Genomic DNA, 25,799 nt, shown 5'->3' on the forward strand with positions numbered 1-25,799 from the left:
AGTAGTGCGTGAGCGATCGCACCGCGCGATTTTCGATAGTCATTCCGGCACGCAACGAAGAGCGCTCGTGTCGCAAGTTCGATCATCTCGGCGACTGGTATCTGCTGCGCAATGCGCCGCGTCTCGCGTCGATGCTCGGCGGACATAACGAAGGCGAGGCAAACCACTTCTTCTACGATTTCCCGCGTTAAGCAAAGGAGAAAGCATGCGTGCCGTCCAGCGTCTAAGGCTAATCCCTCGCGTTATGCTCGCCACACTCGCGATCGGCGCCTTGATGGCTCCGGCAGTGCTCTCGGCAAAAGAGCTCCCGACGGATCGTTGTGCGCTGCTTCCTGCAAGCGAACTGCAAAAAGTCGTCGGTGGAACTTTCGGAGCACCGGGCAGCAGCGTAGCGCCTCCCGCGTTCGCGGGCTTGCCGCCGGGCACGGAGTGCGATTACACGGCAGGGGGCGCCGGCGGCAAAGTCGTCTTCATCGTCTACGTCGACCCGAGCGCGGCGACAGCCAAGGAGACCTTTGCGAAGCTGACGCCCTATTATGGCGTCAAGTCGTCCCCGCCGCATCTCGGCGACACGGCGTACGTCGATCAGAGCAACGCGATCCACGTGCTCAAAGGCAAGGTCCGTTTCTACATCAACGTGACCCCAACGCCGTCGGACCGAGAACTGATAGAGCTGGCCGCCTGGGTCGCCGGCCAGCTCTAGCGAGGAACTGCGCGTATATCACGGAGTGGAGGATAGCGGGCTCGAACCGCTGACCTCATGCTTGCAAAGCACGCGCTCTACCAACTGAGCTAATCCCCCGAAGCCGCGTAGTTCAAGACGACGCGGCTTTTTCTTTTTCGAGCTCGCCTGGCTACAGGTGATCGGGGATATGATCGACCGCCCGCGAAACGTTCTCCCGCGCACCAGCGTTACGTTCAAAACGCTCTTTTCCAAGGGGGCATCCATATGGATCGGAACGTCGCCTTTGCCGCAGCCGTCTTCGCCTTTGCGCTTGGGGTCGTAGCCGCACGGCCGGCGGCGGCAACCGTGACCGCGGCGACCATAACCGCGACCACCCCGTCATTTTCCGGCAAGTGTCCGACCGCCGAAGCGTTCAAAGGCACGATCGCCGGCACGCCGGGCACGACACTCCAGTACAGTTTCAACCGCTACATCAATGGAGCGCAACAAGTCCAAAACGTCGGGGCGGCGACGATTCCATGGGGCGGCAGTATCGCGGTCAGCGACTCATTCAGCATCACAACCAGCAGTACCGGGGCGAACTTCGACCAGCTCTGGGTGCACAACATCGCGGGCGGCCAAGCGGACGTGTATTCGAACAAGGCCACCTTCGCCGTTGCCTGCGGTGCGGCGAACCCATACGGCGTGCTGCATCAGGCGAACTCGCTCGTCCGCCCGTTGATCACGCTGCACACCAAGTGGTGGGGTTGGCGCAAGTACGAGTACAAGTGGGTCGGCATGTCCACATATCAGCCGGAGGTCGGCACCGGGCCGTGCGCCGACCTGTGCACGGGCTGGGTGCACATCAAAAACGGCGACTCGTTCTACCTTTATCACTGGAACTTCTATCTGCGGTCGGCCTTGCTTTTCGACCAAGCCGCCATCTCCGGCGCGCACGTGGGCAAAGCCACCCTGACCATCAAGCCGACCACCGGCGAGATGGCGTGCTTCGGCGGCATCGGCCGCGCCACGGTCAGCTGGATCGGTGGCAGCAACGACTTCACCGCCCCGTATCCGGTCGACGCCGATTTCTCGGCGCCGGTGGTCCAGCAAACCGCGTCCACCTTCACATTCGATGTGACCCCGATCGTGCAAGGGTGGGCCAGCGGCGCTACGACCAACAACGGCTTCGTCTTGCGTGGCAGGAGCGAGGACAATGGCTCGAACGGCAACGACAGCTGCACAGTCGATTTCGCCACTGACGGGGTGCTCACGATCACGCAGATGTAAGACCGCTCCGCGGCAGGGCGCCCCGGTTTGCCGGAGAACCATCGGAACTTCGCGAAATCCGCGCGTGCGGGCGATTAGCTCAGGTGGTTAGAGCGCATCCCTGATAAGGATGAGGTCCGAGGTTCGAGTCCTCGATCGCCCACCAATCAGTAACCCGATCCGGCGGGCGTAGCGCTCATTCCCGAGGATCCGCCTGGCGTTGCGCTCGACGGGATGTCGCCGCAGGCGACGTACGTCTGGATCGCAGCGGCGGACTCGTGGATGTTGATCGCCATCGTGCCCGCTTGGAGCTGCGCCAGCGATACGTCCACGACCGTGCTCGATTTGCCGCCCGTCACCGCGGTCAACGGATATGACGGCTTCGGATTCAGCGTCTTGCACGGGCCCTTGTGGATGTGCGCCGGCTCGACCGCGCCATCAGGCTCGCCCTTGAGGCTGATGTCCACTTTGGTCTTGCCGTCCGAGGTCGGCGTGAGCGTTGCGACGCCCGTCTGGTTGGAACCGTTTTGAGCCGCGATCGGCACCGTCACTGAACCCATTTGATCTGCGAAAGCAGGCCATGCGGCGACAGCGATGATGACTGCGGCTGCCGGGAGAAGTGCTCGTTTCATAGTGGGACCTCCAAGGAAGGCGTAACGGGGGCTCCCGAGGTTGGCGAGAGACCCCCGCTTTGCCTATTGGCCGCGGATCAGGCCGATCCACTCCTTGGTGATCTTATCGTCGATCTTGCGCTCGGCCATGTCGAGGTCCTCGAGCATGCTGCGCTCGCGCATGCTCTCGGAGCGATCTGCAACAGCTTCATTGAAGACCTCACTGCGGTTGTCGAGCGCCTCCTGATGCTGCATCTCGCGCGCCTGCAGCAGCAGTTGATTGGTCTCGTCCATCTGGATCATCGCTTGCTGTGCGACGTCGATGCCCTTTGAGGTCACGAGCGACATCACCGTGCCGACCAGTGGTAGCCACGCCATGGCGGTCCTCCTCGGGGCTTGCAACCGCCCCGCTTCTTAGGGCTTGTTGTCACACCCGGCGGTGGACTGTCTAGGTCCCGTATGATATAGTAGCCTTTGGCGCACGTGGCCGATTGCGGGACAGAAGTCGCCGAAGCATTGGCCGGGCAGCGCGAGAGAGGACCCCAGTGAGAGAGAAGATCCACCCCAAGTGGCATACTGCCACCGTCGTGTGCGCGTGCGGCCACACCTTCCAAACCGGCTCAACGCTTGAAAAACTGCATGTCGAGATCTGCTCGAACTGCCATCCGTTTTTCACGGGTAAGCAGAAGTTCGTCGACACGGAAGGTCGCGTCGAGAAATTCGTGACCAAGTACGGCGCAGTCGAGAGCCAAAAATCCAAGAAAGCCAAAGCTGCAGCCGAGGCCAAGAAAGTCAAAGACGCCGCCGATGCTGCGGCAGCCGAGGCGGCCAAAGCCGCTGCCGTCGCGGCCGCGGAGCAAGCCGCGCGCGAAGCCGCCGAGAGCTCGGCGCGAGAGGCCGAGCACAAGCGCAAGCACGAGGCGGAAACCGCCAAGCGCGAGACTGCTGCGCAGGCGCAGCGCGCCGCGGAAGAAACGCGCAAAGCAGAAGAAGCGCGCAAGCAGCACGAGGCCGCGAAAGCGCAAGAGCTGCAGGCGGCCGCGCAAAGCGCGGCGCACGAAGCCGTTCACGGCGCAGCCGCAACAGATGCGAGCGTAGAGGCCGTCGAGACGCCGGAAATCGAGGCCGCACCGGTCGCACAGCCGGCGGCAGCCGCTGCCGTCACGCTGGAAGACGTCGAAGCCGCTAAGCCGAAAATAGCCAAGCGCGCTCCGGCAAAAGCGAAGACGGCGACGAAATCGGCCAAGACGAAGGCGACCGCGGCGACCGAAGCGCCCAAGAAGGTGAAGGCCGCTGCCAAGAAGACCACGGAGACCAAAGCGAAGAAACCCGCCGCGAAAGGCAAGACGGCGAAGTCGAAGTAGCGCGCGTGCGCGCCGCGCGCTGCGACCGGCTTCGTAAGCGTCGTTATGGATACCACTCCACAAGGGTTGCCCGCACGCCTGGGCGCGATCCAAAAGCGTTTTGACGAGATAAACGCCCGGCTCGAGGCGCTCACCTCCGCCTTCGATCCGCAAGAGAACAAGAAGCTGTCCAAGGAGCGCGCGGCGCTCGAGCCGATCATCGGCGCCTACCACCAATACAACATCCTCTTCAACGAGCTCGGCGACGCCGAGTCGATGACGCGCGACCCTGACCAAGCGATCGCCGATATGGCGCGCGCCGAAGTGGCGCGCTTGCGCGAAGCCGTCGCCGGCCAGGAGCGTCATCTGCGTGTGCTGCTCGTGCCCAAGGACCCCAACGACGAGAAGAACATCTTCATCGAGATCCGGGCAGGCACCGGGGGCGACGAGGCCGGGCTTTTCGCGGGCGATCTGCTGCGCATGTATCTGAAGTTCGCCGAGCGCCATCGGCTCAAAAGCGAGATCGTCAGCGCGAGCGAGAGCGAGGCAGGCGGCTATCGCGAGGCGGTCGTCGCAGTGCGCGGCGAAGGCGCGTACCGGGAGTTCAAACACGAGAGCGGCGTCCATCGCGTGCAGCGCGTGCCCGAAACCGAGGGCAGCGGGCGCATCCACACCTCGACGGCGACCGTCGCCGTGCTGCCCGAGGCCGACGACGTCGAGATCGAGATCAATCCCTCGGATCTGCAGATCGACACCTACCGCGCGTCGGGCGCCGGCGGCCAGCACGTCAACAAGACCGAGTCGGCGATCCGCATCACGCACAAGCCGAGCGGCGTCGTCGTAGCCTGCCAAGAAGAGCGCTCGCAGCTCCAGAATCGCGAGCGCGCTATGCAGCTGTTGCGCGCGCATCTGTATGAAGCCAAGCTGCGCGAGCAAGAAGCCGCGACCGCCTCGGCGCGGCGCTCGCAGGTCGGTTCGGGCGATCGAAGCGAGAAGATCCGCACCTACAATTTCCCGCAGGACCGCCTGACCGATCACCGCATCGGCTTTTCGACGGGCAACCTCAAGTCGATCCTCGCCGGCGACCTCGACGCGGTGGTGGAAGCCTTGCTCACCGATGAAGAACGGCGCGCCCTGGGCGGCGATGCGGTCGCCTGAGCGTCGCTTTCACCGCGTTGCGGCCGACACGATCGCCGCAGCGGTCGAGCTGTGCCGCCGCCGCCTCATCGGCGTGTCCGATACGCCCTGGCTCGACGCGCGCGTCCTGGCGAGCCACGTGACCGGTCTTGATGCTTCTGCGATCGTGGCGTACGGGGAACATCGCCTTCCCGCGCGCCGCCGCGAAGAACTCGAGGCGCTGACGAGCCGGCGCGCGGCCGGCGAACCGGTGGCGTACTTGGTGGGTTTCAAGGAATTCTGCGGGCTGCGCGTCGCCGTTGATCGGCGCGTGCTCGTGCCTCGCCCCGAGACCGAAGAGCTCGTGCTGGCGGTCGTCGAGGATTGGCGCGGCCGCGAACCCGATATCCTCGACCTCGGCACCGGCAGCGGCGCCATCGCCTGCGCGCTCGCAGACATGCTCCCGAATGCGGCCGTCGTCGCGACCGACGTCAGCATAGGCGCGCTGCAGGTCGCCGCCGAGAATGTCGCCCGTTTCGCGCTCGGTGAACGCATCGAACTCGTCCACGGCGACCTCTTCGAGCCTCTCGAGCGCGATCGCCGCTTCGATGCGATCGTCGCCAATCTGCCCTACGTGCGCGATGGCGATCCCGAGCTGGCGCCCGGTGTCCGCGCCTACGAGCCGGCGCTTGCTCTTGACGCCGGCCTGGACGGATTAGACGTCTACCGGCGCATGTTCCAAGAAGCGCCGCGGCACTTACTCCAGGGCGGACGCGTCTACTGCGAATGCGGCCCTGCTACGGCGGCGGATCTCGCCACAACGGCAAGCGCTGCATTCCCGGATCGTACCGTGAGCATCCGCCACGACATCGGCGGTCGCGAACGCATGGTGCTGGTCGCATGATCGAGCAGAATTTCAGCGCGTTCGGATTGCGCGCCCAGGCGCAGTTCCGGGCGCTGCAATCGCGATTATGCGAACAGCTTGAAGAGCTCGACGGCCGCGCAAAATTCCGCCTCGACGCCTGGGATCGTCCGGGTGGCGGCGGCGGACATACGGCCACGATCGCCGACGGCGATCTCTTCGAGAAAGGCGGCGTGAGCTGGTCCGCCGTCTGGGGACGCCTCGACGATGAGGCGTTGAGCCGGCTCGGCGGGACCGAACGCGAATTCCACGCCACCGGCACGTCGCTGGTGCTGCATCCCCGCAATCCCTACGTGCCGGCGGTGCATGCCAATTTCCGCTATCTCGAACGCGGTGAGCGCGCCTGGTTCGGAGGCGGCTCCGACCTGACGCCGATCTATCCGACGGTTGAGGACGCGGTGGCGTTCCACGCCGCCTGGAAGGCCGTGTGCGACAAGCACGATCCGTCCTATTATCCGCGCTTCAAACGCTGGTGCGACGAATACTTCTATTTGCCGCATCGCAACGAGACGCGCGGCGTCGGCGGGATCTTCTTTGACGATCTGCACGGCGATCTCGAAAAGCTGCTCGCGTTTTCGGTGGATTGCGGCGATACGTTCATGCCGGCGTACGCGCCCATCGCGCAACGCCGCCGCGATCAGCCTTTCGGCGACACCGAACGCTATTTCCAAGCGCTGCGGCGCGGACGCTACGTCGAATTCAACCTCGTCTACGACCGCGGCACGTCGTTCGGGTTGGCCACCAAGGGCCGCACTGAGTCGATCTTGATGTCGCTGCCGCCGATCGCGCGCTGGGAGTACGCCTGGCAGCCCGCGCCGGACAGCCGCGAAGCGCAGGCGCTCGCCTTTTTCACGCCTCGCGATTGGCTCGGCGAGGCCGCGCGCGATGGGGGCAGGAGTTCACTCAGGCCGGACGAATCGACAAGTACATGACCTGCGTCCGGATTCCGGAGTTCTTGAGCCGGACCGCATCGCCGCTGGCGACGCGCAAGGGCGCAGCCCCCGCAAAAGCAACCTCAGAACCAGGTCGTCCACCGACCTGGTTCTTCGTTACGAATGGAGCGGTCGAGTTCACTCGACCGAGAACCTCGTGACCAAGTACATCTTCTTCACCGGCGGCGTCGCCTCGTCGCTGGGCAAGGGCATCGCGGCGGCCTCCCTGGGCCGGCTGCTCAAGAGCCGCGGCATCGCGGTGACCAGCCAAAAGCTCGATCCCTACATCAACGTCGACGCCGGCACGATGAACCCGTATCAGCACGGCGAGGTCTTCGTGACCGAGGACGGCGCCGAGACCGACCTGGATCTCGGACACTACGAGCGTTTCATCGACGAGAACCTCAGCCGCCTGCACAACGTGACCACGGGCCAGATCTACGGCGCGGTCATTGACAAGGAGCGCCGCGGCGATTATCTGGGCGCGACCGTCCAGGTCATCCCGCACATCACCAACGAGATCAAGGACCGCATCAAGCGCGTCGCTCAGGCCGGTGACGCACAGGTGTGCATCGTCGAAGTCGGCGGCACGGTCGGCGATATCGAGTCGCTGCCGTTCCTCGAAGCGATCAGGCAGTTCAGGCAGGACGTCGGCGATGACAACGTCATGTACGTGCACCTGACGCTGGTCCCGCACCTCGGCGCCGCAGACGAGCTCAAGACCAAGCCGACCCAGCATTCGGTGCGCGAGCTGCGCGGCATCGGCATCTCGCCGGACGCGATCGTGTGCCGCACCGAGTATCCGCTCACGCCCGAGATCAAGCAGAAGATCGCGCTGTTCTGCGACGTCAAGCCGAGCGCGGTCGTGCAATCGGCGGATGCGCAGAGCATCTACCAAGTGCCGCTCAATCTCGAAGCCGAAGGGTTGGCGGAGCTCGCCTGCCGCAAGCTCGGGCTGGGCGAGCGCCAGGCCGATCTCGATGAGTGGCGTGCGATGGTGCGCCGCATCCAGCGGCCCAAAGAGACGGTGCGGGTCGCGCTGGTGGGCAAGTACGTCGAGCTCAAAGACGCGTATATCTCGATCAACGAAGCGCTCTATCACGCAGGCGTCGCGCACAACGCAGCGGTCGAAGTATTGCGCGTCGATTCCGAGGCGCTCGAAGAGCGCGGTCTCGACGTGCTCGCCGGCGCGAGCGGGATCTTGGTTGCGCCCGGCTTCGGCGCGCGCGGTATCAAGGGCAAGCTCGCCGCCATCCGCTATGCGCGCGAGGCCGGCGTGCCGTTCCTGGGGATCTGTTACGGGATGCAGCTGGCGTGCGTCGAGTTCGCGCGCAATGTGTGCGGCTTGGACGAAGCGCACACGCGCGAGGTCGAGCCCGAGACGCCGCATCCGGTGATCGATTTCATGGAGAACCAGCGCAATCTGCAGACCATGGGCGGCACGATGCGCTTGGGCGCGTACCCGTGCCACCTCACGCCAGGTTCGCTTGCCCATCGCCTGTACGAGCACGAAGAGATCAGCGAACGCCATCGCCACCGCTTCGAGTTCAACAACCAATACCGCGAGGTGTTCGAGCGCCACGGCATGGTGATATCCGGGCAGTATCTGGCCGCCAATCTCGTCGAGATGATCGAATTGCCGGGCCATCCGTTCTTCTTGGGCACGCAGGCGCACCCCGAATACAAGTCGCGCCCGACCCGGCCGGCGCCGTTGTACGCCGGCTTCATGCGCGCGTGCATCGAATACGCGCACCGGCAGCAGCAGCCGATGGCGGAGCAGGCCCAGGCCCGCATCGGCGCGTAGCCGCTAGCTCAAGCAAGGAAGAGCGCGTTTTTCGACGACGCGCCGCTATTGATTGTGGACGTCTCCCAGATCACGTTCGTCGTCCTGACGAAGAACGAAGCCGCGCGCATCGGCGATTGTCTCGCGTCGCTGCCGTCTGGCGCAAAGGCGCTGGTCTATGATTCTGCGTCCGCCGACGGCACGCCGGCACTGGCGAGCGCCCGCGGTGCGCGAGTCGTCGACGGGCAGTGGCGAGGCTTTGCCCAGACGCGGCTGGACGCGGCCGCGCTGGTGGACACGCTCTGGACCTTCATGCTCGACGCCGACGAACGGGTGACGCCGGAGCTGGCGCTGGAGATCGCGCGCGCGGATCCCCCCGACGACGTGGTCGCCTACTCGGTGCCGCGGCGCAATTATTTTTGCGGCGCCTGGATCCGCGGCGCGGGCTGGTGGCCCGACCGCCTGATCCGCTTGTTCCGCACCGGGCGCGTCGGCATCCAAGCGCGCCATAGCGGCGACGCCGCGCTTCATGAGACCTGGACGGTGCGTGGCGCAAGCGCGCGGCTCGACGCTCCCCTCGATCATCATTCCTATGACGACCTCGCGCGGTACCGCGCCAAGTTCGATCGTTACACCAGCATCGAAGCATCTGCCTCGGAACCTGATGCGTTGTCGCTTGCCGGCCTCGCGATGCTGGCGCCCTTGCGGGCTCTGTGGCTGCTGTTCGTTCGCGGTGCCATTGCGGATGGCTGGCGCGGCGCCTACATCGCTTGGTTCAGCGCGCTCTATCCGGTCGCTGTGGCCGCCAAAGCGCTGCGGCGCGGCGCGAGTCCGCCGGCGTGAGCGCGCCGCACATCATCCTCGACGCGCGCGTCACGAAGCAGATGTCCGTCGGGATGATCACGTACGTGCGCGAGCTTGCCGCGCGCTTGCCCGATGCCGCACCCGATCTGTCGTTCACCATCGTGTCGAACGTGAAGCTCGATACCGGCGGCGACGTCGGAACGATTCATATCCCCGAGCGTCTTGCCGTGAACGGATCGCTCGGCGAGCAGCTCGGGTATGCGGGGCTGCTGCGCCGGCTGCGGCGCAACGCATCGCTGACCCATCTGATGTCGGTCTACGCGCCGCGATGGACCCCGACACCCTACGTCTACACGATCCACGATCTGATCCACCGGCGCTTCCCGCACTACTTCAAATGGAAGGTGCGCCCATATTATGAGTTCGTCGCGGGCCCGGTCGCGCGCGGCGCAAGCGCGGTGATCACGGACGCGGCGGCGACGGTGCCGGATCTGGAGCGCTTTCTCGGCGTGGACGCCGCTGCGGTGCGGATCGTGCCGCTCGGCGTCAGCGAGCGCTTCGCGCTCGACGCGTCCGAACGGGAGCAGGCAGCCAAGCGAGTGCGAGCGCGCCTCGAGCTGCGTGCACCGTACATCTTCTACGCGGGTAATCATCGCGAGCACAAGAACCTTGAGACGCTGGCGGCCGCCTGGCAGGAAGTCCAAGGCGCCTGCGATCTCGTCTTGACGGAAAGCATGCCGTTCGCGTTCGACCTCGATAGGTACACGAAAAGGGGCGGCAGAATTGTGCGGGCCGGACACGTATCAGAAGAAGAACTCGTCGAGTTGTATGCAGGCTGCGCGGCCACCGTGCAGCCCTCGTCGTATGAAGGTTTTGGCTTGTCGGTATTAGAGGGTATGGCGGCGGGCGCGCCGGTCATCGTCGCGCAGACGCCTGCGCTGCTCGAAGTCGCCGGAGATGCGGCGCTGACGTTCCCCGTGCGCGATGTGACGGCGCTGACGCGCGCCGTCGAGCTCGTGCTCGCCGGCGGCGCCGACGTCGAGGCGCTGCGCGAGCGCGGGCGGCGGCGCGCCTCCGCATATTCCTGGTCGCAGACGGCGCGACTCACCGCTGGGGTCTATCGCGAATGTCTCGCGCGCTAAGATCTGCCGGTGCCGGTCTCATAGGCGCAGTTGCGGCGTTGACTATCGTGTCGACAGCGCTGCCGACCGCCGCAGCGGGCGACTCGATCGTCGTCAATGGCACGCATTTGCCGGCCGACGCGGTCGCTTCGGTCGGCGGCCGTACGTATGTCGCACTGCGCCCCGTCGGGGAGGCGCTCGGCGCGGACATCCGCTACGACGGCAAGACCAAGCAGGTGACCGTGACGACGGTGCTCGTGCAACTCGTCTTCCGCATCGACGATCCGACGGTGATCGTGAACGGCCAGCCGCACAAGATCGAAGCGCCGGCGCAGACCATCAACGGCAAGGTGATGTTGCCGCTGCGCGGCCTCGCCTCTGCGTTGGGCGCATCGTTGCGTACGGACGCGTCCAAGCACGAGATCGATCTCGCGCTCGCGGATCAGAGCGGTCCTGCCAACGGGCCGACGCCGCCGCCGGTACGCTCCAACAACACGCTCGAAGGCACGGTCACAAGCGTCTCGCCGGACGCTGACGTGCCATCGGTCGACATCGACGTCAAAGGCATGTCGTATACCATCACCGTTCCGCCGACCACCAAGGTCCAGTTCCGCGACACCCATGGCGCGGTCGCTGGTGACGGCACGCTCGCCCAGGTCAAGCCGGGCGATACGCTGATCGCCACGCTTGACGTGCAAGGGCGCGTGCTCTCGATGGCCGACGTGTTCTCCGGCGCGAGCGGCACCGTGACCAGCGTGGCCGGCCAGAACATGGTCCTGGCCAACGGCCGCGTGTTCTCCGTCGACAGTTCGACGAGCATCGCCGTCGACGGGCGGACCGCGACGCTTGCCGACGTGCACGCGGGCGACATCGTCACGGTGCGCTCGGATCCACGGACCGGTAAAGTGCGCCAAGTCGTGGCGTTCACACCTGCGCCGCCAGGCGGCGCAACGCCGTCGGCGATCCCAGCGACTCCAGGCACGACCGTCGCTGCGAACGCGCTTTCCATCAGCGGCGTCACCGCGAATACCGATCACCCGTTACACCTGGGCCAGTCGGTCGACATCGCCTTTGACGGCACGCCGGGCGGCACTGCCACGTTCGATCTGAGCAACGTGGTGGTGGCGGCGCCGATGCGCGAAGTGCGGCCGGGCCATTACGAGGGCTCGTATGTCGTGCAGGTCGGCACCAACCTGGTGGATGCGCCGATCTTGGTGACCCTCATCAAAGCCGGCCAAAGCGCGCACGCGGTCGGACCGGACCCGCTCAACATCATCACCGAGCCGCCTCAGGTGAAGGAGACCGCACCGGGCAGCGGTGCGCGCATCAATACGCTGCGGCCCAGCATCTACGTCACGTTCGAGACGTTGGGCGGCAAGGGCATGGATGCCGGCAGCCTGCAGCTCCTCGTCGACGGCAAGGACGTCACTTCACAAGCGACGCGTACCGGCGGTTTCATCTCGTACTTCCCGGCATCCGACTTGCATCAGGGCCAGATCTCCGTGAGGGTCAGAGGAGCCGACGTCGCCGGCAACGCGCTGGATTATTCGTGGTCGTTCGTCATATCCAGCAACTGATGCGCCACCCGCTCGCCGATCGTCTTGCGCGCGCCGTTGCGTGCGCTGCCGTAGCTGCGGTGCTCGCGGCGGGCTGCAGCGCGCCCAAGCAAGACACGTCGACGCTGGTCTTCGGGCGCAACAAGGACGCGGTCAAGCTCGATCCGGCCGTGGTGACCGACGGCATGTCGCTCAACGTCGCGCGCGCCACGATGGAGGGCCTTACGGCCTATGGCAGCGGCTCGTTCGAGATCCGTCCTTCGCTGGCGACCTCGTGGACCACGTCGCCGGATGGCAAGATATGGACGTTCACGCTTCGCCGCGGTGTCAAGTTCCAAGACGGCACCGCCTTTGACGCCGCCGCCGTGAAGGTCAACTTCGACCGCTGGCGGCTCAAGAAGGATCCCTTGCATCTATCGCTGCCGGGCGACTATTCGTACTACGAGAGCCAGTTCGGCGGTTTCCCCGGCGTCATCGCCGACGTGCGCGTGCTGGCGCCCGACAAAGTGCAGATCGTCCTGACCAAGCCGCTCGCGCCGATGCTCGCGAACCTGGCGATGCCTTCGTTCGCCATGTCGTCGCCGGCGGCGATGAAGAGCAAAGGCGAGGACTACTTCCGCGAACCGGTGGGGACCGGTCCCTATCAGGTGGTCGAGTGGGTCAAGGACGACCACATCACGCTCAAGGCGTTCGACGGATATTGGGGGCGCAAACCGCGCATCGGCACGGTCATCCTGCGCGATATACCGGATGCCGCCTCAAGCCTGATCGCGCTGCAGAAGGGGGAGATCGACGGCTGGGAATATCCGCAGCCCAACGACCTGCCGCGCATCGCGCAGGACCATAACCTGGTGCTCTACCATATGCCGCCCAACAACGTGATGTACTTAGCGCTCAACAACGGCAAGAAACCGTTCGACAACGTGCTCGTGCGCCGGGCGATCAACGAGGCGATCGACGCCAAGGCGATCGTCAAGAATTTCTATGACCCGAAGGCCGATGTCGCCGACGAGTTCCTGCCCGCGGCGATCTGGCCGCACGGCGTCAAGGTCGCCTATCCGTACGACCCGGCGGCAGCGCGCGCGCTGCTGGCGCGCGCCGGCTATCCGACCGGTTTTTCGACCACTTTGTGGTACATGACGCTGCCGCGGCCGTATCTGCCCCAACCGCAGCGCGTCGCCGAGGCCATCCAAGCCGATCTCAAGGCGGTCGGAATCAATGCGACCCTTGAGGGGTTCGAGTGGGGCACGTACCTGGAACGCGTCATGAACGGCGAAGCGGACATGGCGCTGTATGGCTGGAGCGGGGACAACGGCGACCCGGACAATTTCCTTTACGTCCTGCTCGACAAGGATTCGGCCACCCCGCCGGGCGCGCAAAACGTCTGCTTCTGGAAAGATGAGCAGTTCCATCAGTTGACCACCCAGGCGCAGCTGGTGACCGACAAGGCAAAACGCAGCGCGCTGTACGACCAGGCGCTCGCGATCGTGCACGATCGCGCGCCGTGCGTGCCGCTGGTGCACACCAGCCCGCCGATCGCGTTCAACGTCAAAGTCAAAGGCTACGTGCCGCACCCGGACAGCGCCGAGCTGTTCCAAGACCTGTGGATCGCGCATTGACCATGGCCGACGGCTGCGTGTTCTGCGATATCATCGCGCGCAAGATCGTGACGCCGTTCCTGTACGAGGATGACGACGTGGTGGCGTTCGCCGACATCCGCCCGATCGCGCCCGATCATATCCTGGTCGTGCCGCGCGAGCATCACGCCACCCTTACCGACGCGGTCAACGACGGCGGCGAGGCGCTGCTGGGGCGGCTGCTCAAAGTCGCCGGAGATCTCGGCGCTGCGCGCGGCCCCGAGGGTGGCTACCGCGTCGTGATCAACAACGGGGCCGCGGCCGGCCAAACCGTGTATCATCTTCACGTCCACGTCGTATCCGGCCGGCATTTCGCGTGGCCGCCGGGATGAAGGAAGACATGGAACAGCGTCACTTGCATACCGTGCCTGCGGATCTGCCGGTGCCGGTCGATGACGGCGCAGCCGATCATCTGCGCGGCATGCGTCTGCCTGACGTCGAGCTTGCGTCGACGCGCGGCGGCGTGATCTCTCTGGCGCGCGTCGACAGTCCGATCGTCGTGGTCTACTGCTATCCGCGCACCGGCCAGCCGGGAGTACCAGTGCCCAAGGACTGGGATGCGATTCCGGGTGCGCGCGGTTGCACGCCGCAGAACTGCGCCTTCCGAGACCGTTACGCACAGCTGCGCGAGCTCGGCGCCGCGGTCTTCGGCCTGTCCACGCAGACCAGCGAGTACCAACAGGAGATGGCGGCGCGCCTCGAACTCGAGTACCCGGTCCTCAGCGACGAACGGCATCGCCTGACCGACGCGCTGCGTCTGCCGACGTTCGAGTACAACGGCGAGCGCCTGATCAAACGCCTGAGCTTGATCGCGATCGACGGCACGATCGAACACGTCGTCTACCCGGTGTTCCCATCGGATGCGGACGCCCCCGCCGTCGTCGCATGGCTTCGCGCTCGGAAAACCCGGGGAACGCGCACATGAGCGAACAGAAGGTCGGAATCGTCGGCGCGGGGCGCATGGGCGCCAACATCGGCCGGCGGCTCAAAGACGTCGGGTATCCGATCGCGGCGGTGTTCGACGCGCGCCCGGAGGTGGGCGCGCAGGTCGCAGCCGAGTTGGGCGCGCAGGCCGCGCCTTCGCTGGCAGCGGTCACAGCTGCTTCGGATACCGTCATCACCGTGGTCAGCGACGACGCAGCCATGCGCGAGATCTTCGCGCGCTCCGATGACAGCCTGCTGTCCGGCGCGCGCGGCAGGTTATTCGTCAACTGCGCGACCGTCTCGCCAGGCGTGCACGTCGACGTCGAGAAGGCGGCCGCAGACGCCGGCGCGCAATCGCTCGAAGCCTGCATGGCCAGTTCGATCCCGCAGGCGCGCGAGGGCACGCTCTATCTCATGTGCGGCGGCTCGCGCGAGGCGTTCGAGCGCGCGCGTCCGATGCTCGAGCAGATGAGCTCGTCGCTGCGCTACATCGGACCCGCCGGATCGGCGGCCAAAGTCAAAGCGCTCGTCAACATGGTCATGAACATCAACACCGCAGGCCTCGCCGAAGGGCTCGGCCTTGCTGACGCGCTCGGATTGGAGCTCGCCATGGTGCGCGAGGTGTTCTCCCAGACAGGCGCCAACTCGCGCGTCCTCGAGACCGACGGCGCGGACATGCAGAATCGCGAGCACGACGTCTATTTCTCGGCGGCACATGCCGCCAAGGATTCCGGCATCGCGCTCGCGCTCGCTCGAGCGGCCGGGCTGCGGCTGCCCCTTGCGCAAGCGGCAGAGCAGCAGTTCGCGGCGATGGTCGCCGCCGGACTGGGCGAACTCGACAAGTCAGGCGTCGCAGAATTGACCTTTCGTTCACGTCGTAAGGAGAGAGGGATATGAGCACTCACGTCATTCCGATGGTCAGCTCCGGCACAGCGGGGCCGCTGGGCGCCATCCACTTGCCGCGCCTTTGGGCCAAGCTCACGCTCGACGCCGCCGGCAAGCTGCCCGACGACTACGATGCTTGCGGCACCGGTTTCGATCAGCTGACGATCAGCGATCTCGGCCTGAAGAAGGATGAAGTCGTCGCATTCGTCGCGTCAAAGCGGCCGACATACGTCGAATTCGAAGAGTGGGTCGTCGCGCACGGCAAGACCGATCCTGAGACCATCCGCAAGCACAACGAGAACGTGCGCGGTTACCATCATGGCGATGAGACCGCCGCTAAGATGCGGACCGCGATGGGCCTCAAGCGCGGCGACGTGAAGGATGCGGTGACCCTCAACACGCTCGAGGACCTTCACGCGCTCCATTCCGCCGTCACGAAGTAATCGCCCAGCGGGACACCCGGGGCGCGACCCGATGTGGTGGCGCCGTTCTTGAGCGCGCCCAGGCCTGGTCGCGCCGGCTCGCAAGGGCGGGTTTTGCCCGGCGACGAATAGTGCCCCCAGGAGCGAACGGTGCGGGCCTGGGGCCCGCATTCGGCGTCTAAAAGAGCGAAAAGGGGGTGTCCCAATATGGAAACGAGAGTCGGTCCCAACGAATCGATCGACAGCGCCCTCAAACGCTTCAAGAAGATGTGCCAGAAATCAGGCGTGCTTGCTGAAGCGCGTCGCCACGAGCACTATGAGAAACCCAGCGTGCGGCGCAAGAAGAAGTCTGCCGCAGCGCGCAAGCGCCGTTCGTAGCCAAACCCACTGCACAGAGGGGGCGACCAAGGGTCGCCCCTAATGATTCAATCCGGACAATGGAACACAAGAGCATCGCCGACCGCCTTGGCGACGACCTCAAAGCGGCGATGAAAGCGCGCGACGCCGACCGCATGGCCACGCTTCGCATGGCGATTTCCGCCATGAGCTACCAACGCATCGAGCGCAACGCGGCGCTCACGCCGCAAGAGCAAGAAGACGTGATGCGCAAGCAGGTCAAACAGCGCGAAGACTCGATCGAGGAGTTCACCAAAGCCGGCCGCATGGAGCTCGCGGACAAAGAGAAGCGCGAACGCGAGATCCTCAAGGAATATCTGCCGGCCGAAATGGCGCCCGAGCAGCTCAAGAGCGAGGTCGCCGGCATCCTCGCGGGTCTTGGCCCCGATGCGAAATTCGGCGACGCGATGAAAGCGGTCGTGCCGGTGCTCGGCAAACGCGCCAACGGCAAGGCGATCCAAGAGGCGGTCAAAGCGGCCATGGCGGGCAAGTCATGAGCAGATCGCGCCACTACATGGCGCTAGCCTCGCTGGTCGCTGTTCTGCTCGGCGCAGGCGGTTTCGCTGCGGCGGCGGTCACCCAGTCCAGCGCTAAAGTGCAAGTCGTCCAGGTCGACGGCGTGATCAACGCCGGCATGTCGCATCGCATCCAGCGCGCTATCGACGACGCGCACGCCAATGGGGCACGCGTGCTGCTGCTCGAGATCAAGACCGACGGCGGTGTCGTCGACGACGCCAACGACATCAAAGACGCGCTGCGCACCTCTGGACTCACCACCATCGCGTACGTGGACCGAGCGTGGTCGGCCGGCGCGTTGATCGCGCTCGCGTGCGACAAGATCTACATGGCGCCCGAATCGAGCATGGGAGCCGCCGAGCCGGTATTGATCGGCGGCGGCGGCACGACGCAGCCCGCCGGCGAGAAAGCGATCTCGGCGGTCAAAGCCGAGTTCCAGTCGCTGGCCGAAGCGCACCATCGCGATCCGCAGATCGCCGCCGCGATGGTGGACCCTTCGCTTGACGTGCCCGGCGTCAAGACGAAAGGCCATCTGCTGACGCTGTCCGCCGAACAGGCGCGCAAGCTCAAGTTCGTGGACGGCATAGCCGACACGCCGGTCGCAGCGCTCGAAGCCGCCGGAGTGCACGGCGCCGTGATGGCGACGACCGAGCCGTCATTGGGCGAGCGCATCGCGCAGTTCGTCACCGATCCGATCGTCTCGGGCATACTGCTCACGATCGGCTTCCTGGGCCTGTTCATCGAGATGCAGACCCTGCATCTGGTGGCGGGCATCATCGGCGTCGCTGCGCTGGCCCTGTTCTTCGGGGGCCACATCATCGCCGGGGCGTCGAACTGGGTCATCGTCGCGCTTTTCGCGCTGGGCGTCGTCGCCCTGCTCTTCGAATTGCACGTGCTGCCCGGACACGGCATCTCGGGCCTGGTCGGCGCGCTGCTGATCCTCACCAGCATCGTCATGGCGTTCGGCGCCGCGTTCTGGCTCACCGGCATCGTCTACACCTCGATCGCGCTGGCCCTGGCGATCATCGTGTTTTTCGTCTTGCTGCGCTGGCTGCCGGAGAGCGCGTTCGTGCGGCGCATCGCCTTCGCCGGCGGGCAGTCGGTCGAGGCCGGCTACGTCACCTCGCGGCCGCTCGATCATCTCGTCGGCAAACAGGGCCTGGCCGAGACTTATCTGCGGCCGGCGGGCGTCGCGTCCATCGACGGCAGCCGCTATCAGGTCCAGACCAACGGTGATTTCATCCCGGCGCAGACCCGCATCCTCGTCGCACGGGTCGAAGGCGCCACCATCTTCGTGACGCGAGCAGCGTAAGGAGCATCAATGACTTTCGGTATTAGCGTCGGCCTGTTCATCATCGTGCTGCTGCTCATCATCGCGTTCTTCGTGTTCTTGTACTACGTACCGCTGGGACTGTGGGTGCGCGCGGCGGCGGCAGGCGTCCGGCTGGGCATCTTCAGTCTCTTCCGCATGCGGGTCATCGGCATTCCGCCCTCGGTCATCGTCGATTCGCTGATCATGGCGCGCAAGGCCGGCATCGATGTGAACGATTCGCAGCTGCAAGCACAGTATCTGTCGGGCGGCCATCTCGACCGCGTGGTGCTCGCGCTGATCGCGGCGCAGCGCGCGCAGATCCCGCTCGAATGGCAGCGCGCCTGTGCGATCGACCTCGCCGGCCGCAATCCGCTCGACGCGGTGCAGACCTCGGTCAATCCGAAGGTCATCGAGACGCCGATCTTCCAGGGCGTAGCCAAAGACGGCATCCAGCTCAACGTCAAGGCGCGCATCACCGTGCGCACCAACATGGACCGCTACGTCGGCGGCGCCGGCGAGCCGACGATCATCGCGCGCGTGGGCGAGGGCGTCGTCGCGGCGATCGGCGGCAGCGAGAACTACAAAGAGGTGCTCGAGAACCCCGACCATATCTCCAAGACCGTGCTCGCCAAAGGACTTGACGCCGGCACGGCGTTCGAGATCGTGTCGATCGACATCGCCGACGTCGACGTCGGACGTAACGTCGGCGCCGACCTGCAGACCGCGCAAGCCGAGGCAGACCGGCGCGTCGCGCAGGCCAAGGCCGCCGAACGCCAATACGCCGCGCAGGCGCAAGAGCAGGAGATGAAGGCGCAGACCCAAGCGATGCGCGCGAAAGTGGTCGAGGCGGAAGCGCTCGTGCCGGCCGCCATCGCCGACGCGTTCCGCGGCGGCAATCTCGGCGTGATGGATTACTATCGGATGCGCAACGTGCTCGCCGACACCGAGATGCGCCAATCGCTCTCCGGCGCGGGTGGAACGCAACAGTCGGGCGGCAGCGGCGGGCTAACCCCGCCTCCGTCGTCGCCTCCCTCGTCCGGCTCGTAGATGCACGCGCTCGCGCTTGCTCGTCTGGTCCATCCGCTGAGCGAAGCGGCCTTTCCGTGGGTCGCGTTCATCCTCGTCGCCGGCTGGCTCATCCTCACGCTCGCCCCGATGTTGAGGCGGATGTCGCGGAGGGCGCAGCAAGCACCGCAAACGCTCGACGGAGAAGCGGACGAGGCCGAGCAGTCGCCGCAAGGCCAGCGCTTGGCGCATACCGTCCAGACGATCGCCGCGCAAGCGCAAGCGGCCGCAGCGGCGGCAGCGCAGCAGATGCAGGCGCGTATGGACGCGCAAACGGCGGCAGCGGCGGCGAAACCGGCAGCGGCGATGGGGCACGATCCGCTCGTGCTCGCTGCGCAAAACGCGCGCCAGACAGTGCTCGGCGACTTGGCAGGCACGTTGAGCAACATGGTTGACCAAACCGCGATGCCGTCGACTATGTCGCTGCCCCAAACGCAGCCGCCAGCACCCGCAGGGCCGAGCCCGCGAATCGCCCATCTCGCCACGCCCGACGGGCTGGCCTACGCGATCGTCGCGGCGGCGGTCATCGGCCAATGTGCGGGATTGCGCAGCGAACCCATGCAGCCGGGCGGATGGTGATCGAGGACGTGCGTTAGCAGTTGACGCAGGCGCAGTCCGAAACGCGAATGAGCTTGCGCGGCCTCGACGACCGCGTGCGTCTGTTCGGCGAACTCGACGGCAACCTCACCCATCTCGAGCGCGGCGCGGGCGTCGTCTTGCACGTCGACGGCGACGAGGTCGTCGTGGCCGGTGAAACCGGCCGCGTGGCGATCGCGTCAGCGGCCCTTGAGACGCTCATCAAAGCGGCGCGCAGCGGGTCGGATGTCAGCGCGCTCGACGTCGAGCTGGCGTTGCGCGCCGCGCGCGACGGGCTCGAAAGCGAAAGCGCCGAGGGCACGCTGGCGACCACGCGGCGCGGCCGGCCGGTCCGGCCCCGCACTCCCGGCCAGCGCGCCTTGGTCGAGGCGGCGGCGGAACGCACGCTGGTGTTCGCCATCGGGCCGGCGGGCACGGGTAAGACGTTCTTGGCGGTCGTGCTGGCGCTCGCGGCGCTGCGCGCTGGTCGCGTGCAGCGCATAGTCCTGTCGCGGCCGGCGGTGGAGGCGGGAGAAAAACTGGGCTTCTTGCCCGGCGACCTCCAGGAAAAGGTAGACCCGTACCTGCGCCCGCTCTTCGACGCGCTTGGCGAGATCCTCGAACCGCAGGCCATCACTCGCGCGGTCGAGCGAGGGCAGATCGAAGTCGCGCCGCTCGCGTACATGCGCGGGCGAACCCTTGCCGATGCGTTCATCGTCCTCGACGAAGCGCAGAACACGACCAACGAGCAGATGAAGATGTTCCTCACGCGCATCGGCGCGGGTTCGCGCATGCTCGTCTGCGGCGACGTGACGCAGATCGACCTGCCGTCCGCGGTCGAATCGGGTTTGGTCGCTGCGCAGCGCTTGTTCGCGGGAGTGCCGGAGACGTCGATCGTCGAGCTCACCGAGGTCGACGTCGTGCGCCATCCGCTCATCCGCCGCATCATCGAGGCGTATGCGCGCGGCAAACTATGAAGGCCCTCACGTGCACGTGCGCCGCGCACGCAAGGCGCCCAAACGCACCGCCCGCTTCGAACGCGCCGTCTTGCACACCCTCGCGGCGGCGGCGCCGCAGGTGCGCGGTGACGTGACGCTCGTGCTGACAACCGATGAAGCCGTCAGGCGGCTCAACCGGCGCTATCGCGGCAAAGATGTGCCGACCGACGTGCTCTCATTCGAGCTCGGCGGCGGCGAACGCCCGGGTGAACCGTTCGGCGACGTGGTCGTCTCCGTCGACGCCGCGCGCCGCCAAGCGCGCGATTACGACGCCACCCTGAGCGAGGAGCTGCTGCGGTTGATCGTGCACGGCACGCTGCATCTGTGCGGCTACGATCATCACGAGCGCCGCGAGGCCGCGCGCATGCACGGCTTGACGCGCCGGCTCATCAAGGAGCTGTCCGCCGATGGCTGAGCGGCCGTTCAGCCGGGCGCTTGCCGATGCTGCCGACGGCGTCGCCACCACCGTGCGCGAACAGCGCAATATCCGCATCCAGGTCGCGCTCGGCGCCCTCGCCGTCATCGCCGCTGCCATCGTGCGTTTCGACGCCATTCACTGGGCGGTGCTGGCCTTGACGATCGGCGCCGTGCTGGCCGCCGAGCTGTTCAATACGGCGCTCGAGCGCGCGGTGGACTGCGCGTCGACCGTCGAATCGCCCCTCGCGCGCTCCGCAAAACACGCCGCTGCGGGAGCGGTGCTCCTTGCCTGTGTGACGGCGCTGGCCGTCGGTTTCGCCCTCTTCGCGAGCGTGCTGTGGCACCGCTGAAGCCGCAGGTGGATAACGCCCGCTCGACCGCGAATGGACGGGAGGTCCATGACGGATCCTAGGCTGTTCAGCCTGCTCGCCATCATCGCGCTCATCATCCTGTCCGCGCTCTTCAGCGCCTCTGAAGCTGCGCTGTTGGCCATGAGCCGGCTGCGCCTGCTGCAGCGCACCGACGACAGCGTGAGCCGCTCGCTCACCGAGCTGCTCGACGACCGCAACCGCTATCTCACCACCATGCTGATCGGCAACACCATCGTGCTGCTCGCCGCGGATTCCGTGGCGACCTGGCTTGCGATCCAGTTGGGCGTGGCCAGTCCGGTGCTGGTCGCCACTGTGGTGATGACGCTCGCCGTGTTGATCTTCGCCGAGATACTGCCGAAGATGATCGCCGTGCAGGATCCGATGCGCTGGGCGCCGCGTCTGGCCTGGTTCTTGCGCGGCATGCGCGTCGTGCTGGCGCCGGTCACCTGGGCGCTCGTAGGCGTGACCTCCGGCATCATCCGATTGTTCGGCGGCGATCCCAAAGCGCACGGGCCGTACGTGACCGAAGACGACATCCGCGCGCTCGTCAATGCGGGCGAAGCACACGGCGTCATCGAGGAAGAGGAGAAGGAGATGATCCACTCCATCTTCGAGCTCGGCGACACCGCGGTGAGCGAAGTGATGACCCCGCGCATCGACATCGTATGCGCGGATGCGAACGGCCCTGCCTCGGCCGGCGTGGAACTGGCGATCAAAGAAGGCTATTCGAAGCTGCCGGTCTACGAAGGCAACATCGACCATATCATCGGCGTCGTGCACGACCGCGAGCTGCTGGTCGCGCTCAGCCGCGGCGAGTTGTCCAAGCCGCTGCGCGAACTGATGCGCCCCGTCAAAGCTATTCCGGAGACCAAGAAAGTCGACGAGCTCATACGCGAGATGCAGGCGGAGAAAGTCTCGGTGGCCATCGTCGTGGACGAGTACGGCGGCACGGCCGGCCTGGTCACGATGGAGGACCTGCTCGAAGAGATCGTCGGCGAGATCATGGACGAGTACGACGTCGGGGAGCATGACACGCCGGCAGAAATCAAACACCTGGCCGATGGCGACGCGGTGGTGGACGCCCGCATGAGCATCGAGGACGTCAATGAAGAGCTCGGGCTGCACCTGCCGACCGAGGATTTCGAGAGCATAGGCGGCTATGCGTTCGGTCAGTTCGGACGTGTCCCGTTGCCCGGGGATGAGATATCCCTCGCACCCGGTGTGACTCTTGTGGTCGAAGAAACCGCCGGAAGAAGGTTGCGTTCGGTCCGCATAAAGAAGGCTGGGCCGACCAACGGAGCAGCCGCCGCGACCGACTCCGAGCGGAGTATGAAGCCGGCCAACCGACATACCTGACGCACGACCGAGGAGGCCCACCGGTGCCAAGGCTCAATGAGAACCGCATCAGCGCGCTCGCGCAAAAAGCGTGGGAGACCTGGCTCTTCGCGTACGCCCCGTATTCGCAGTTCCGCGTCGGCGCCGCATTGCTCGCCGCCGACGGACGCGTCTTCACCGGCGCCAACGTCGAGAATCCGTCGTACGGTTTGTCGATGTGCGCCGAGCGCGTCGCGGTCGGTGCCGCCGCCGCCGCTGGCGCCCGCTCGTTCGTCGCGATCGCCGTTGCGGGAGATAGTCCTGGCGGACTCGTACCGTGCGGAGCGTGCCGCCAAGTGCTCGCAGAGTTCTCGCCCGATCTGCTCGTGATCCGGTGCCGCCCGGACGGCTCGTACGAAAAGTTCCGGATGCGCGATCTGATGCCGACCCCGCTCACCGGCAAGGCCATGGAGTCGACGGTGCAAAGCGAGATGGAGCTGGCAGCGCGCTAACGCCAAAGGCCCCGCCATGGAGCGGTCGAATTTATTCGACCGTTCTTTCTTTATCATGAAATCATACTCCGTCGAAGCCGTCGTGCTCCGTCTGCGCCCGCTGGGCGAGGCGGATCGCATACTCACGCTCTTCTCTCGCGAGCGCGGCAAGCTCCATGCCGTCGCCAAAGGGTCGCGCAAGACCGGCAGCCGTTTCGGCGCGCGGCTCGATTTCTTCAACCGCGTGTGGCTGTCGCTGCATAGCGGCCGCAGTCTCGACGTCGTGACCGGCGCCCGCTCTATCCCCGGTCCGCGCATGGAGCGGTCGAATTCATTCGACCGCCCACAACCCAGCGTCTGGGAGCGCCTCGTCGAACCCGACGCATTCGCGTTGGCCTCGTATGCCGCAGAGATCGTCGACGCGTTGTGCGAGCCGGATCTCGCCGTGCCGGACATCTTCGATCTGCTCTGCGAATTGCGCGACGCGATCGGCGCGGGCGTGCAGCCCGCTGCGCTCGCACCTGCGGTGGATCTGCGCCTGCTTGGCGCTTTTGGGCTCGCGCCCGAGCTTGACGCGTGCGCGCGGTGCGGCACGCCGCTGGGCAACCGCCCGCTCGCGGGCGGACGCGCGCGTCTATCCCCGGCATCGGGCGGCCTGATATGCGCGCGCTGCAGCATCGAGGACTCTGCGATAGGCTCGGGCGCCTCGGGTCAGACCTATTCGGTGAGCAGCGGCGAACTGGCCCTTTTGCGCGTGCTGCGCGCCGCGCCGCTGCGCTCGCTCCAAGACATCCCCGACGTCGCGCAGGTGCGCCGGCTTACCAGGCCGTTCGTCGAGTATCAGCTTGGGCGCCGCTCGAGGGCGCTCTCGATCGACGACTCGCAGCGGCAGCGGCGTCGGTCTTCGAAGAGCGCATCGCGATGAAGGGCGCCATTCTCGCCGTCGACGTCGGCAGCGTGCGTATCGGCATCGCGGTGTGCGAAAGCCTCGAGCTTCCGGCATTGCCGGTCACCACGCTCGCGCACACGTCGCGGGAGAAGGATGTGGCGGCCATTGCGGCATTGGCGCGCGAGCGCGACGCCCACACCATCGTGGTAGGCTATCCGTTGCGCCTCGACGGACAGCGCGGCCCTGCGGCCGAGAAGATGGATACGTTCATCGCAGCGCTGCGCGCCGGATTCGAGGGCGACGTGGTCGCGGTCGACGAGCGCCTCACGAGCGCGGCCGCCGATGCCAAGCTGCGCGGCGCGCAGATGAGCGGCGCCCGACGGCGCGAGCTCGTCGATCGTTTTGCGGCTGTCGAGATCCTCGAGTCATATCGAGCCGCGCGGCGCCGGAGCGGCGGTCAAGCGTGAAGACGCGCTGGGTCGCGGCGGTCGCCATCGGCCTTGCCGCTGTCATCGCCCTCGCGCTCGGAGTCCTCGGCTGGCTGATCGAGGGCGACTCCTCGCTGCCGCAGGCGCCGGTCAGCGTCGATGTGCCGCCAGGCTTCGGCATCGGACAGATCGCGCAGGAGCTGCGCGCGGCCGGCGTGGTGCGCTCGGCTTCGTTGTTGAAATACTATGCGGCCGCACGCGGCATCGCAGCGAAGGTCGACGCCGCGCAGTACGACTTCCCGGCGCATGTCACCATGGCGCGCGTCGTCGACCTGCTCGCGGCAGGCGGCAAACCGCCCGTCGCCTGGGTGACCGTTCCCGAGGGCTACACGGCGCGCGAGATCGCGCACCGGCTCGATGCGGCGCAGATCGTGTCCGCGTCAGCGTTTGAGGACGTCGCAGAGCATACCAGCATGCTGCTCGGCGGCTCGCTGACGCGCGGGCTTGAAGGCTATCTGTATCCCGATACCTATCAAGTCCGGCGCGGTTCGAGCGCGCAGGATGTGGCGATGCTGATGACCGACCAGTTCCGGCGCAAGCTCCCCAAGGATTACGAACGCACGGCCCGCCACTTGGGTTTGAGCGTGCCTCAGGTCATCACGCTGGCGTCGCTCATCGAGCGCGAAGCGAAGGTCGATTCGGAGCGCCGGCTGATGGCGGGGGTCTATTACAACAGGCTCAAGCGCGGCATGCCGCTCGAAGTGGATGCGACGATCGAGTACGCGTTGCCCGAGCATAAGGCCGTCTTGCATTACAGCGATCTCGATATCGACAGCCCGTACAACACGTACACGCACACCGGGCTGCCGCCGACGCCGATCGCCAATCCCGGCGCCAAGTCCATCGCGGCCGCGTTCGATCCGCAGCACACGGACTATCTCTATTATGTCTACGCAGGCAACGGGCACCATCATTTCTCGAAAACCCTTGACGAGCAGAACGCGGCGGTGCGACGCTACCTTCATTAGAGGCGCGGG

30 protein-coding genes, 2 tRNA genes and 1 pseudogene are annotated in these 25,799 nt (G+C 66.0%); 30 read left to right on the forward strand and 3 right to left on the reverse strand.

What is annotated here, in order from left to right:
• The first annotated feature begins 8 nt into the window (after positions 1-8).
• Positions 9-191, forward strand: coding sequence for a hypothetical protein (locus tag VKF82_10885; GenBank protein HME82572.1), 183 nt, complete (start codon positions 9-11; stop codon positions 189-191).
• Between the two features lie 53 nt (positions 192-244).
• Positions 245-703, forward strand: a complete 459-nt coding sequence (locus VKF82_10890) for a hypothetical protein (protein HME82573.1) — start codon at positions 245-247, stop codon at positions 701-703.
• Between the two features lie 26 nt (positions 704-729).
• Here VKF82_10890 and VKF82_10895 read toward each other — a convergent pair.
• Positions 730-802, reverse strand: a tRNA-Ala gene (locus VKF82_10895).
• 147 nt (positions 803-949) lie between these two features.
• Here VKF82_10895 and VKF82_10900 point away from each other — a divergent pair.
• Positions 950-1,954, forward strand: a complete 1,005-nt coding sequence (locus tag VKF82_10900; GenBank protein HME82574.1) for a DNRLRE domain-containing protein — start codon at positions 950-952, stop codon at positions 1,952-1,954.
• Between the two features lie 68 nt (positions 1,955-2,022).
• Positions 2,023-2,099: transfer RNA gene (locus VKF82_10905), tRNA-Ile, on the forward strand.
• Between the two features lies 1 nt (position 2,100).
• Here VKF82_10905 and VKF82_10910 read toward each other — a convergent pair.
• The gene (locus VKF82_10910) at positions 2,101-2,565 is read right to left on the reverse strand and encodes a hypothetical protein (GenBank protein HME82575.1); all 465 of its coding nucleotides are present in this window, start codon (positions 2,563-2,565) and stop codon (positions 2,101-2,103) included.
• 63 nt (positions 2,566-2,628) lie between these two features.
• The gene (locus VKF82_10915; GenBank protein ID HME82576.1) at positions 2,629-2,922 is read right to left on the reverse strand and encodes a hypothetical protein; all 294 of its coding nucleotides are present in this window, start codon (positions 2,920-2,922) and stop codon (positions 2,629-2,631) included.
• Positions 2,923-3,089: 167 nt separating this feature from the next.
• On the opposite strand from VKF82_10915, the pseudogene rpmE reads away from it, so the two are divergent.
• The 26 genes and pseudogenes from rpmE to mltG all read left to right on the forward strand — a co-directional run bounded on the left by rpmE (position 3,090) and on the right by mltG (position 25,790).
• A pseudogene (gene rpmE, locus VKF82_10920) lies at positions 3,090-3,281 on the forward strand (50S ribosomal protein L31).
• Between the two features lie 672 nt (positions 3,282-3,953).
• Positions 3,954-5,045, forward strand: a complete 1,092-nt coding sequence (gene prfA / locus VKF82_10925) for a peptide chain release factor 1 (GenBank protein HME82577.1) — start codon at positions 3,954-3,956, stop codon at positions 5,043-5,045.
• Positions 5,005-5,907, forward strand: a complete 903-nt coding sequence (gene prmC, locus VKF82_10930) for a peptide chain release factor N(5)-glutamine methyltransferase (protein ID HME82578.1) — start codon at positions 5,005-5,007, stop codon at positions 5,905-5,907. The genes prfA and prmC overlap by 41 nt, the downstream gene beginning before the upstream one ends.
• Entirely contained in the window at positions 5,904-6,857 is a 954-nt protein-coding gene (gene hemF, locus VKF82_10935) for an oxygen-dependent coproporphyrinogen oxidase (GenBank protein HME82579.1), read from the forward strand. The genes prmC and hemF overlap by 4 nt, the downstream gene beginning before the upstream one ends.
• Positions 6,858-7,014: 157 nt before the next feature.
• Positions 7,015-8,661 (forward strand): CTP synthase, encoded by a 1,647-nt coding sequence (locus tag VKF82_10940; GenBank protein ID HME82580.1) that lies wholly within the window; start codon positions 7,015-7,017, stop codon positions 8,659-8,661.
• A gap of 54 nt (positions 8,662-8,715) precedes the next feature.
• The gene (locus tag VKF82_10945) at positions 8,716-9,483 is read left to right on the forward strand and encodes a glycosyltransferase family 2 protein (GenBank protein HME82581.1); all 768 of its coding nucleotides are present in this window, start codon (positions 8,716-8,718) and stop codon (positions 9,481-9,483) included.
• A complete protein-coding gene (locus VKF82_10950) occupies positions 9,480-10,586 on the forward strand; it encodes a glycosyltransferase family 1 protein (protein HME82582.1) in 1,107 nt (368 codons plus the stop codon). The genes VKF82_10945 and VKF82_10950 overlap by 4 nt, the downstream gene beginning before the upstream one ends.
• 47 nt (positions 10,587-10,633) lie before the next feature.
• On the forward strand, positions 10,634-12,142 hold the full coding sequence (locus VKF82_10955) for a copper amine oxidase N-terminal domain-containing protein (GenBank protein HME82583.1): 1,509 nt from the start codon (positions 10,634-10,636) through the stop codon (positions 12,140-12,142).
• The gene (locus VKF82_10960; protein ID HME82584.1) at positions 12,115-13,740 is read left to right on the forward strand and encodes an ABC transporter substrate-binding protein; all 1,626 of its coding nucleotides are present in this window, start codon (positions 12,115-12,117) and stop codon (positions 13,738-13,740) included. Before VKF82_10955 ends, VKF82_10960 begins: the two co-directional genes overlap by 28 nt.
• Complete coding sequence (locus VKF82_10965; protein HME82585.1) at positions 13,725-14,090, forward strand: HIT domain-containing protein; 366 nt, start codon at positions 13,725-13,727, stop codon at positions 14,088-14,090. The genes VKF82_10960 and VKF82_10965 overlap by 16 nt, the downstream gene beginning before the upstream one ends.
• A gap of 8 nt (positions 14,091-14,098) precedes the next feature.
• The gene (locus VKF82_10970; GenBank protein HME82586.1) at positions 14,099-14,683 is read left to right on the forward strand and encodes a peroxiredoxin; all 585 of its coding nucleotides are present in this window, start codon (positions 14,099-14,101) and stop codon (positions 14,681-14,683) included.
• Positions 14,680-15,579 carry an NAD(P)-dependent oxidoreductase gene (locus VKF82_10975; GenBank protein HME82587.1) on the forward strand — a complete coding sequence of 300 codons (900 nt, stop codon included), beginning with the start codon at positions 14,680-14,682 and terminating at the stop codon, positions 15,577-15,579. The genes VKF82_10970 and VKF82_10975 overlap by 4 nt, the downstream gene beginning before the upstream one ends.
• On the forward strand, positions 15,576-16,010 hold the full coding sequence (locus VKF82_10980; GenBank protein ID HME82588.1) for a DUF5069 domain-containing protein: 435 nt from the start codon (positions 15,576-15,578) through the stop codon (positions 16,008-16,010). Before VKF82_10975 ends, VKF82_10980 begins: the two co-directional genes overlap by 4 nt.
• A gap of 186 nt (positions 16,011-16,196) precedes the next feature.
• Positions 16,197-16,367: a 30S ribosomal protein S21 gene (rpsU, locus tag VKF82_10985; GenBank protein HME82589.1), complete on the forward strand. Its 171-nt coding sequence runs from the start codon at positions 16,197-16,199 to the stop codon at positions 16,365-16,367.
• Positions 16,368-16,426: 59 nt separating this feature from the next.
• Positions 16,427-16,882: a GatB/YqeY domain-containing protein gene (locus VKF82_10990; protein HME82590.1), complete on the forward strand. Its 456-nt coding sequence runs from the start codon at positions 16,427-16,429 to the stop codon at positions 16,880-16,882.
• Positions 16,879-18,213: an NfeD family protein gene (locus tag VKF82_10995; GenBank protein ID HME82591.1), complete on the forward strand. Its 1,335-nt coding sequence runs from the start codon at positions 16,879-16,881 to the stop codon at positions 18,211-18,213. Before VKF82_10990 ends, VKF82_10995 begins: the two co-directional genes overlap by 4 nt.
• A gap of 9 nt (positions 18,214-18,222) precedes the next feature.
• Positions 18,223-19,260 carry a flotillin-like protein FloA gene (gene floA, locus VKF82_11000; GenBank protein ID HME82592.1) on the forward strand — a complete coding sequence of 346 codons (1,038 nt, stop codon included), beginning with the start codon at positions 18,223-18,225 and terminating at the stop codon, positions 19,258-19,260.
• Positions 19,261-19,857, forward strand: a complete 597-nt coding sequence (locus VKF82_11005) for a hypothetical protein (GenBank protein ID HME82593.1) — start codon at positions 19,261-19,263, stop codon at positions 19,855-19,857.
• Positions 19,858-19,904: 47 nt separating this feature from the next.
• Complete coding sequence (locus VKF82_11010; GenBank protein HME82594.1) at positions 19,905-20,831, forward strand: PhoH family protein; 927 nt, start codon at positions 19,905-19,907, stop codon at positions 20,829-20,831.
• 10 nt (positions 20,832-20,841) lie between these two features.
• Positions 20,842-21,267, forward strand: a complete 426-nt coding sequence (ybeY, locus tag VKF82_11015; protein ID HME82595.1) for an rRNA maturation RNase YbeY — start codon at positions 20,842-20,844, stop codon at positions 21,265-21,267.
• The gene (locus tag VKF82_11020) at positions 21,260-21,619 is read left to right on the forward strand and encodes a diacylglycerol kinase family protein (GenBank protein HME82596.1); all 360 of its coding nucleotides are present in this window, start codon (positions 21,260-21,262) and stop codon (positions 21,617-21,619) included. Before ybeY ends, VKF82_11020 begins: the two co-directional genes overlap by 8 nt.
• Positions 21,620-21,667: 48 nt before the next feature.
• Entirely contained in the window at positions 21,668-22,996 is a 1,329-nt protein-coding gene (locus tag VKF82_11025; protein HME82597.1) for a hemolysin family protein, read from the forward strand.
• Positions 22,997-23,043: 47 nt separating this feature from the next.
• Entirely contained in the window at positions 23,044-23,466 is a 423-nt protein-coding gene (gene cdd / locus VKF82_11030; GenBank protein ID HME82598.1) for a cytidine deaminase, read from the forward strand.
• Between the two features lie 55 nt (positions 23,467-23,521).
• Positions 23,522-24,370 carry a DNA repair protein RecO C-terminal domain-containing protein gene (locus tag VKF82_11035; GenBank protein ID HME82599.1) on the forward strand — a complete coding sequence of 283 codons (849 nt, stop codon included), beginning with the start codon at positions 23,522-23,524 and terminating at the stop codon, positions 24,368-24,370.
• Entirely contained in the window at positions 24,367-24,801 is a 435-nt protein-coding gene (gene ruvX / locus VKF82_11040) for a Holliday junction resolvase RuvX (protein HME82600.1), read from the forward strand. The genes VKF82_11035 and ruvX overlap by 4 nt, the downstream gene beginning before the upstream one ends.
• Entirely contained in the window at positions 24,798-25,790 is a 993-nt protein-coding gene (gene mltG, locus VKF82_11045; protein ID HME82601.1) for an endolytic transglycosylase MltG, read from the forward strand. The genes ruvX and mltG overlap by 4 nt, the downstream gene beginning before the upstream one ends.
• The last annotated feature ends 9 nt before the right edge of the window (positions 25,791-25,799 follow it).

The sequence above is a fragment of the Candidatus Eremiobacteraceae bacterium genome (assembly GCA_035314825.1).
Lineage (GTDB): Bacteria > Vulcanimicrobiota > Vulcanimicrobiia > Eremiobacterales > Eremiobacteraceae > JAFAHD01.

What these genes read in the sequence shown, in the direction of transcription:
- VKF82_10890 (HME82573.1), top strand. Translation starts at nt 245, where the DNA reads ATGCTCGCCACACTCGCGATCGGCGCCTTGATGGCTCCGGCAGTGCTC.
- VKF82_10900 (HME82574.1), top strand. Translation starts at nt 950, where the DNA reads ATGGATCGGAACGTCGCCTTTGCCGCAGCCGTCTTCGCCTTTGCGCTT.
- VKF82_10910 (HME82575.1), bottom strand. Translation starts at nt 2,565, where the DNA reads ATGAAACGAGCACTTCTCCCGGCAGCCGCAGTCATCATCGCTGTCGCC.
- VKF82_10915 (HME82576.1), bottom strand. Translation starts at nt 2,922, where the DNA reads ATGGCGTGGCTACCACTGGTCGGCACGGTGATGTCGCTCGTGACCTCA.
- prfA (HME82577.1), top strand. Translation starts at nt 3,954, where the DNA reads ATGGATACCACTCCACAAGGGTTGCCCGCACGCCTGGGCGCGATCCAA.
- prmC (HME82578.1), top strand. Translation starts at nt 5,005, where the DNA reads ATGAAGAACGGCGCGCCCTGGGCGGCGATGCGGTCGCCTGAGCGTCGC.
- hemF (HME82579.1), top strand. Translation starts at nt 5,904, where the DNA reads ATGATCGAGCAGAATTTCAGCGCGTTCGGATTGCGCGCCCAGGCGCAG.
- VKF82_10970 (HME82586.1), top strand. Translation starts at nt 14,099, where the DNA reads ATGGAACAGCGTCACTTGCATACCGTGCCTGCGGATCTGCCGGTGCCG.
- VKF82_10975 (HME82587.1), top strand. Translation starts at nt 14,680, where the DNA reads ATGAGCGAACAGAAGGTCGGAATCGTCGGCGCGGGGCGCATGGGCGCC.
- VKF82_10980 (HME82588.1), top strand. Translation starts at nt 15,576, where the DNA reads ATGAGCACTCACGTCATTCCGATGGTCAGCTCCGGCACAGCGGGGCCG.
- rpsU (HME82589.1), top strand. Translation starts at nt 16,197, where the DNA reads ATGGAAACGAGAGTCGGTCCCAACGAATCGATCGACAGCGCCCTCAAA.
- VKF82_10990 (HME82590.1), top strand. Translation starts at nt 16,427, where the DNA reads ATGGAACACAAGAGCATCGCCGACCGCCTTGGCGACGACCTCAAAGCG.
- VKF82_10995 (HME82591.1), top strand. Translation starts at nt 16,879, where the DNA reads ATGAGCAGATCGCGCCACTACATGGCGCTAGCCTCGCTGGTCGCTGTT.
- floA (HME82592.1), top strand. Translation starts at nt 18,223, where the DNA reads ATGACTTTCGGTATTAGCGTCGGCCTGTTCATCATCGTGCTGCTGCTC.
- VKF82_11005 (HME82593.1), top strand. Translation starts at nt 19,261, where the DNA reads ATGCACGCGCTCGCGCTTGCTCGTCTGGTCCATCCGCTGAGCGAAGCG.
- VKF82_11010 (HME82594.1), top strand. Translation starts at nt 19,905, where the DNA reads ATGAGCTTGCGCGGCCTCGACGACCGCGTGCGTCTGTTCGGCGAACTC.
- VKF82_11020 (HME82596.1), top strand. Translation starts at nt 21,260, where the DNA reads ATGGCTGAGCGGCCGTTCAGCCGGGCGCTTGCCGATGCTGCCGACGGC.
- VKF82_11025 (HME82597.1), top strand. Translation starts at nt 21,668, where the DNA reads ATGACGGATCCTAGGCTGTTCAGCCTGCTCGCCATCATCGCGCTCATC.
- VKF82_11035 (HME82599.1), top strand. Translation starts at nt 23,522, where the DNA reads ATGAAATCATACTCCGTCGAAGCCGTCGTGCTCCGTCTGCGCCCGCTG.
- ruvX (HME82600.1), top strand. Translation starts at nt 24,367, where the DNA reads ATGAAGGGCGCCATTCTCGCCGTCGACGTCGGCAGCGTGCGTATCGGC.